4 protein-coding genes, 1 rRNA gene and 1 pseudogene are annotated in these 7,794 nt (G+C 44.9%); 5 read left to right on the top strand and 1 reads right to left on the bottom strand.

Annotation, left to right across the window (positions count from 1 at the left end; translation table 11 throughout):
• Window positions 1–237: 237 nt before the first annotated feature.
• Window positions 238–2,748, bottom strand: a complete 2,511-nt coding sequence (locus O9H85_RS21670) for a DEAD/DEAH box helicase (protein ID WP_269883507.1) — start codon at window positions 2,746–2,748, stop codon at window positions 238–240.
• Between the two features lie 291 nt (window positions 2,749–3,039).
• Here O9H85_RS21670 and tcmP point away from each other — a divergent pair, with 291 nt between their 5' ends.
• The 5 genes and pseudogenes from tcmP to O9H85_RS21695 form a co-directional block, all read left to right on the top strand.
• Complete coding sequence (tcmP, locus tag O9H85_RS21675) at window positions 3,040–3,834, top strand: three-Cys-motif partner protein TcmP (protein WP_269883515.1); 795 nt, start codon at window positions 3,040–3,042, stop codon at window positions 3,832–3,834.
• A 153-nt stretch (window positions 3,835–3,987) separates the two neighbouring features.
• Window positions 3,988–4,716 carry a DUF5131 family protein gene (locus O9H85_RS21680; protein WP_269883508.1) on the top strand — a complete coding sequence of 243 codons (729 nt, stop codon included), beginning with the start codon at window positions 3,988–3,990 and terminating at the stop codon, window positions 4,714–4,716.
• A gap of 188 nt (window positions 4,717–4,904) precedes the next feature.
• Entirely contained in the window at window positions 4,905–5,087 is a 183-nt protein-coding gene (locus tag O9H85_RS21685; RefSeq protein WP_269883509.1) for a hypothetical protein, read from the top strand.
• A gap of 545 nt (window positions 5,088–5,632) precedes the next feature.
• A pseudogene (gene ligA / locus O9H85_RS21690) lies at window positions 5,633–6,649 on the top strand (NAD-dependent DNA ligase LigA); the annotation flags it as partial.
• A 758-nt stretch (window positions 6,650–7,407) separates the two neighbouring features.
• Window positions 7,408–7,794: ribosomal RNA gene (locus tag O9H85_RS21695) — 16S ribosomal RNA — on the top strand; the annotation flags it as partial.

Genomic DNA, 7,794 nt, shown 5'->3' on the forward strand with positions numbered 1-7,794 from the left:
AGAGCCATGATGTTAATGTTAAGAGCCACTTGAAGGACTAATACGAACGGGCAGAATAGATTAAGATTAGTCGCTCTGAACAGTACCATAGTGACGGCGAAAAAATTAGGGATTTCGGATTGAGTTTGTAATTGGCGCTGCCCAATCGCGAGATGTACTCCTTGAAGCTGTATATCTTGAAAAGCCTACAGGAAAGCCTACAGGGTACGCTTTTCTGTAGGCTTTACCGGTGGTATATCACTCTTGAACACTAAATGGTACTAAATAGTGAGCAGTTATACGATCAGAGCGAAGATTTGAGCCTTCTAATAAACGATTGCATTCTGCCTCTAAATTTTTCATATCAAGCTGTGACTCACATAGCGAAGTTAAAAGCGAACGAGCATCTGAAATCATAGAAGCTAGCTTCTCAAAGGTTAGTGCATGGGATGCGCCCGCGACTGCTGAACGGGTTGCCTGATTCTTAGGATGTACACTTACTCGCACATACTCATAATCGGGGTATTTCCCTTCGAACCACTCAGCAGCTACAAGCAACTGCCCATGTTGTTCTTTAGTCAATGCATTTTTTCCTTTTTTCCGACTTTTAGCTTCAATAACTAGTCCTACTTTTTCTGGTAACAACCAAAGTACGTCTGGCCCTTCACCTTGAACATCATATCGCTCTGAACTAAGTCCGATCATAATTGCCAATTCAGCAAGAGCTTGTTCAAATCGATTTGCTGACGCATCTTGGTGTAAGTTAGATACCATTTCCTCGAATGATTGCAAATATCCTTGTCTAAGCCTGTAGGTTCCTATTTGCTCCACTATTGATTTAGCTTGTGGGACTGGGACAGACAAGGGCCGGTAGGGAGGAAGAACTTTTGGCCTTATTAAGTTTCTATTATTAGCAAATGCTTGCCGCTGCAAATCTTGTGATCTTTCTGTATGACCCCATTTATCTGCAATTCGAGCTGCTAGCTGTTCAAGCCATCCACGCATCTGAATATCTAACGAAGGATTGCCGTTGCTCACAAATTGCTCAAGTTTTGCTATTGCTTGTTCATAATAACCATCATGCCACAGATTGATTGATTTCCTTTCAACTGCAGCTTGCGTAATATGAAAATTATTCGTTTCCTCTTCATCTACTAGTTCAGCGAGAGTTTCTGCGTGATATTCAGTCCAATCCTTGTCTCGATCAAAGCTTCTTTGAATGGTTTTCGACAAATCTTGCAGACTTTCAACTTCCTTGCTAATCTCTATTCCCATATCAAGTTGAGCTCTTGTTGCACTTGTAAGAAACCGAAAATTGGCTTCTTTAGCTACCCATGCCGAAATGTCGCTTCCAACTAATAAAACTACGCAATGATCCCCAGCACCTCGAGATCCTCTTCCGATCCCTTGCTCAATTCGTTGAGCAATCATGCGTGTTATCGTGGTTCCACCATAAAGTGTACTTGCTCTAAAAAGTTCATAATTTGAGGTTCCGGAGGGTAACCCACTCATAACAAGAACCCGACAGGAATCTCCAGGTAAATCAATGCCATCATATCTATTTGCAAAAGCAACTGGCCCAGTAATTGCTCCACTCTGTAACTGAGTAACTAACCGCTCTACTTCTTCAGAACCTTTTGCTACGGTAGCAACATTCGCCCATCGTTTCGCCGCTTCATCTGATGATACAAGCACTACTGTCCCTAAAGCTTTGGTTTTTGCAGTCCATTTGATTAACTTATCTACCTGTTCCCTTTCAAATTCAAACTTCATCAGTTCGGGAATTAGGGTCATTCTTTCACTAATTCCGGCTAATGATCGGGACTGTAATGGACGCTTGAGTGAGTCAGGATTAGCATCGAATGTACGAATTATTTCACTATCGTCAGCAATAGTGGCAGACATATAGATCCTACGGGGCGCTTCATAGAATGTTGGGAAAGCATTAACCAAAGGCAATATTGGTGTTATTGTAAATGCATCTCTGCTTATGAGAGCGTGACATAGGTGAAGTTGGTCTCTCAATAACGGCCATACCAAAGCGTATTTATCGGAATCCGATTTTAGTTGCTCTCTTACCGCGTCTAACTGTTCATTCCATGCCCAGTAAGGAACCTCAAGAACAGAATAATCTGCTCCCTCAATAATATCTTCTAGTGTTCCGAGTTTATCAATCTCTTTAAACGATTTACGAAAAATGTCAGCTAGTGCTTCATAACGGTCGTAATTATCTTTAGCTAAAACTTCAAGGGTAAAAGAGTCACGAACAACCGAAAACGCAGCGTGTGCATCATCGAGAATAATTGCTGATATCTTTTGCGGGTTCACCTCGCCACGGATACCAAATTTACTCTTACCATTAAATAATGCTTTATATGTACCTACCATAATTGCATTCCCATTTATAAAATCGTCGTCTAGTGGTTGTCCTCTTTTGTATGGGATAGCAGGAATACCATATGCCTCAGCTTTCTCAAGGGTTTGTTGAACGAGTTGAGTAGTTGGCGCTAAATAAAGTACTGGCTCACCAGTTTCATTTAAAGTCGATTGAGCCAAGAGCAACCCAACTAAAGTTTTTCCGCCTCCGGTATGCAACTTAAGGACGATGTCGCGTTCTGTTCGACGATCAAACCATGCTTGAAGAATTTCTGTTTGACTCGTATAAAGATCGTTAATCCCTAGAGGCTTTGGTAATCTTCGGAAGATTTCCGTTGGATTGATTGACTTCGGTTTAGCTTTTTGCGACTTAAGTTTCTTGAAATCTACCACTTAATCTCCTCATTTCATGTAGTTACCCTACTGGTATCACAAGACTATTTACCTAATCTTACCACAAACTTACCGAACAGTCTTCATTGGCACAATCGTATTAAACAAGAGCAAATTTCAGCAAAAGTAAATCCTAATGTTTTAACGGAACGTTCGCCATTTCTGAAATATGGCCTCTAAGAGATTTATTTTTAGTCGTTGGCAGGACTGCATTCTAATTCTGGCGAATAAAAAAATAACTTGACTTAGAGCAAGTCCCTCAGCCGATGAGGAATAAACACGGTGGGTAATATGGCTTACGGGGAAAAAGATACTATTGGTCGGTGGTCACTTGGAAAACTTGCTTTTTTGGAAAGATACTTGCCTGCATATCTAAGGGCAACTAAGCCAGCTATGCATCGTTATTATATAGATGGATTTGCTGGTAGGGGTCAGTGGATAGATAAAGTCAATGGGCAAAGTGTTGATGGCTCAGCGGCAATCGCACTACAGCATGCTGATAAATTTACCCATCTTTATTTTGTAGAATATGAGGACGAAAGAGCCGAAAACCTCAGAGCACTCATTACTAACTATGGTGCTACCCAAAAGGCGACCGTTTATGTTGGTGATTGTAACGAGCATTTACCAACAATCATGAAGAAAATTAACTATAAAGCACCGACTTTCGTCTTTCTTGATCCGTCTTCTGATCAACTTCAGTGGAAATCCATTGAACTACTATCCAAGTGGAAAACTGAGCTGTTCATTTTATTTCCACTCAACATGACCTTACTTAGATATTTACCTCGAAGAGGTAGCCAGGAAAAGTGGGCGACTGAGCGATTAGACAAAGTGTTCGGCACACGTGAATGGGAAGAAATATATATAACTAAGAGCCGCTTATACTTAGCCAGCGAACTTTTAAATCTATACATTTTAAGGCTTAAAGACCTTGGGTATGAACACATAAATATATCCGACATATTTAAGAGTGATACTGGTCAATGCTTGTACTACATGATTTGGGTTGGTAAGCATCCGGTAGGTAAAAAAATAATGGATACGGTTTTCGAAAAGCAAAGTCTTCAACTCAAGTTGTTCTAATGGGAATATACATAGACGGTATTTAAGAAGTCGATATTATTCCATACAGAGCCGCTCAACAATTAGGCATTGAAATGACGGAATCTAATCAACCGTCTATATACATTCTAAAGGTCGTTTTTGATATATTAAACCCGAAAGGAGGGAAAACAAATGGCAACAATGTCATCAATAGAGTGGACTGAAGCAACATGGAATCCTGTAACCGGCTGCACGAAGATTTCTGAGGGATGCCGAAATTGCTATGCAGCTAAGATGGCTAAAAGGTTGCATGCCATGCGTAATCCACGATATATAAATGAATTTAATGTTACTCTGCATCAGGATTTAATTGATCTTCCGCTAACTTGGAAAAGCCCACGTCGAATATTCGTTAATTCAATGTCCGATCTCTTCCACAAAGATGTTCCTATTGAATTTATTAAAGCGGTATTCCAGACAATGGAGAAAGCTCACTGGCATACATTTCAGATACTAACAAAACGCTCAGATCGCCTACTGGAACTGTCACAAGACTTACCATGGCCCTCAAATGTATGGCAAGGAGTAAGTGTAGAAGATAATCGAGTGTTACACAGGATTGATGACCTGAGGCGAGTACCTGCGAAAATTCGATTTCTATCAGTTGAGCCCCTCATTGGTCCAATCCAGCACATGAATTTAAATAATATCCATTGGGTAATTGTCGGCGGTGAAAGCGGGCCTGGAGCTCGTCCGATGGCTCCTGAGTGGGTACAAACTATTCGTGATCAATGTGTACATGACGGCGTCGCGTTCTTCTTTAAGCAGTGGGGTGGTGTTCAGAAACATCGTACTGGTCGAGAATTAAACGGAAGGACTTGGGATGAATATCCTATTGCTGCCGAAGAAGTCAGATTCTAAAAAGGGCTACGTGCTTTAGTTATGTTAAGTTGCTTCACTTTGAGCGGAACTTGAAATTTAAACGACTTTATTATAAATTTATATCAATAAATTGTTTATTAAGCAGAAGCACTGCTATTTCTTGGACGAGCCGTCCTTGATTTAGTGGTGCTCTTTTTATTTTAGTAAAATCTAGGAGGAAAGCTTATATGAGAGAAATTCGTACAGATGCTGATTTGCAAAACTGCATTTACTTTCAACAAAAAGTAGAGGTGTGGGTCCAAGGGGCGTTTGACGAGGAATGTATGATTGCAGATTATGATTATGATGTCATCAAAATCGTTGGAGGGTATTATTACTTGAGGCAAAACGTGAAGCTAAGAGTGGTATAGGAAAGTCTTACTTGTGATTGAGTTTGAAAAAAACCTTAGGGTAATCAATTGGCTAGAAGTGATGACTTCACCGCACAGGGGAATGCCCCTTCCTGTAGTGACTTCAAAAAAGTATAAGTGAAGTTCAATTTTCAAAATACACCAAGTAATATGATAATACATACACAGTAGGTTTTCCCTTGATCTTAAAAGCTTGTTTAGTGGCTGACACTCCTCCTCCTTATTTCTAGAGAAAGGAGTATACCTGGTGAGACCTCTACTTACTTTTCGCCGATATGACCGTTAAGCTGAACCCTATCACATCACATATATGTGGTAAAGCGTAGAAGGTTGATTAAGCTCTAACGGGAGACGATAGTTAAACTGGCAGACTGAGAGCCGAGCCATTCTTCAATTGATGGCTCTCCCGATTAACGTCATGGCTCTCACTCATTCATTAACCCCGCGGCTCTGCCACGCCGAAATATTCACTTGCGTGTATAATACAAAACCTTAACCTAGATGTCTGTTTTTTGAACATAAGTCTAAAATGAAAAATATGCTTATCTGGTAAAATAACGCCGCTCGCCAAGGTGGAGCCGGTGGACATCGCGGGCGTTACAGTATCGAACTGCACGCTGAACAACATGGAGGACATCGAGCGCAAGAACCTGAAGCACGCGCTCGGCAGCCTCATCTATATTCGTCGCTCTAACGACGTGATCCCGGAGATTTTGGGCAAAGTGACGGAAGAAGCGGACGGGCAGGAAATTAAACCTCCGAGCGAATGTCCTTATTGCAGCCATCCCTTGGAAAAGAGAGGACCGCATCTTTTCTGTACCAACCGGACCGATTGCCGGCCGCAGCTGGTGGGGCGCATCGCCCATTTCGCCTCCCGCGATGCCATGGACATCGAGACGTTCAGCGAGAAGACGGCGGGGCAGCTGTACGATTCGCTTGAGGTTCGCGATCCGTCGGACCTGTATTATTTGACGTTCGACGACTTGATTAAGCTGGAGCGGTTCGGTACGAAGAAGGCGGAGAAGCTGATTGCCGCTTTTGAGAAAAGCAAGGACTGCGACCTGGCGTCGTTCCTATACGCGCTCGGCATCCCGAACACCGGCAAGACGACGACCAAGGTGCTGGCCGATCACTACCGCAGCCTGGAGAAGCTGATGCAGGCCGAGCCGGAGGAGCTGACCGGTCTCCCGGATATCGGCGGGATTGTCGCCGAGAGCATCGTCGGCTTCTTCCGCGAGCCTGGCATGCAGCGCAGTATCGAACGGCTGCTCGCTGCCGGCGTTACGCCGCGGAGCAAGGAGGCGACGGTCGTTGCGAGCGAGGATAACCCTTTCTTCGGCAAGACGGTCGTTCTGACCGGGACGCTGGCGACCATGGGCCGGGACGAAGCGGCGAACAAGCTGGAGAAGCTCGGAGCCAAGGTGACCGGGAGCGTCTCGAAGAAGACGGATATCGTGATTGCGGGAGATAGCGCCGGCTCCAAGCTGGCGAAGGCGCAGGAACTGGGCATCCGGATCATCGACAATGAAGAAGAGCTTCTGAAACTGCTCGGGGAGGGCTAATCCGATCCGCTGCCGGTTGCGCGAATTGCTGCGCAACCGGTTTTTTTGTTGCGGGGTCGATTTTTCAAAGAAGGGGGTGGCTTTATGCCGCATATCGTAAGTGGAGGCCACTTCAAAGGCGGCCATTTAGGCCAATGAACCGAAGCTTTGCAAACCTGCAAGGTGCTTCCGGCTTTTTATGCCGGAGATCGGCACGATTCCGTTCTGGCGCGTATCGCCGTTGAAGGGCTCCTGGTGGTGTCATTTACGTCTTGGAGACGCGGCAGGCCGACCATTTTACCGGCTACCGCAGGCCGCAGATGCTTTCACGGCCGGCGGAGTTGATCATGCTGAATAGATTCGTTCACAGGAGTGCATCCTTTTAAAAGCTTGGATGAATCGAAGGGAGCTGCCTGAGGCCGCGGGAACGAAGCTTTGAAAAGCTCATCTGCGCCCGGGAAAAAAATAGTAGGATTCGGTAGTTGCATTCCGGTGCCGGTTTGTGTTAATCTATTGCTTGTCGCCGAAAAAGACAGCCGTTAACTTACGGAATGCCTGATCGGCTGGAGAAAAAAAGTAGTTGCAATGTTCGTCGCAAGATGATAAGATATGATTCTGTCACGGCGAGAACGCAGCTGATGACGCAAGGAAAGCTCTTTGAAAACTGAACAAATGAGTTCGTAATGCTAAGCGTTAAATGTAAGAGATTGAGCTTAATCGGCTCTGTTCGATAATCGTTGTCACTCTGCTCGGCTCCGGCTAAGCGGATGCGCAACACTTTATTGGAGAGTTTGATCCTGGCTCAGGACGAACGCTGGCGGCGTGCCTAATACATGCAAGTCGAGCGGACCCTTCGGGGTTAGCGGCGGACGGGTGAGTAACACGTAGGCAACCTGCCTGTAAGACCGGGATAACTACCGGAAACGGTAGCTAAGACCGGATAGCTGGTTACTCCGCATGGAGGAATCATGAAACACGGCGCAAGCTGTGGCTTACGGATGGGCCTGCGGCGCATTAGCTAGTTGGTGGGGTAACGGCTCACCAAGGCGACGATGCGTAGCCGACCTGAGAGGGTGATCGGCCACACTGGGACTGAGACACGGCCCAGACTCCTACGGGAGGCAGCAGTAGGGAATCTTCCGCAATGGACGCAAGTCTGACGGAGC

Source organism: Paenibacillus gyeongsangnamensis, from assembly GCF_027533625.1.
Classification (GTDB): domain Bacteria; phylum Bacillota; class Bacilli; order Paenibacillales; family NBRC-103111; genus Paenibacillus_G; species Paenibacillus_G gyeongsangnamensis.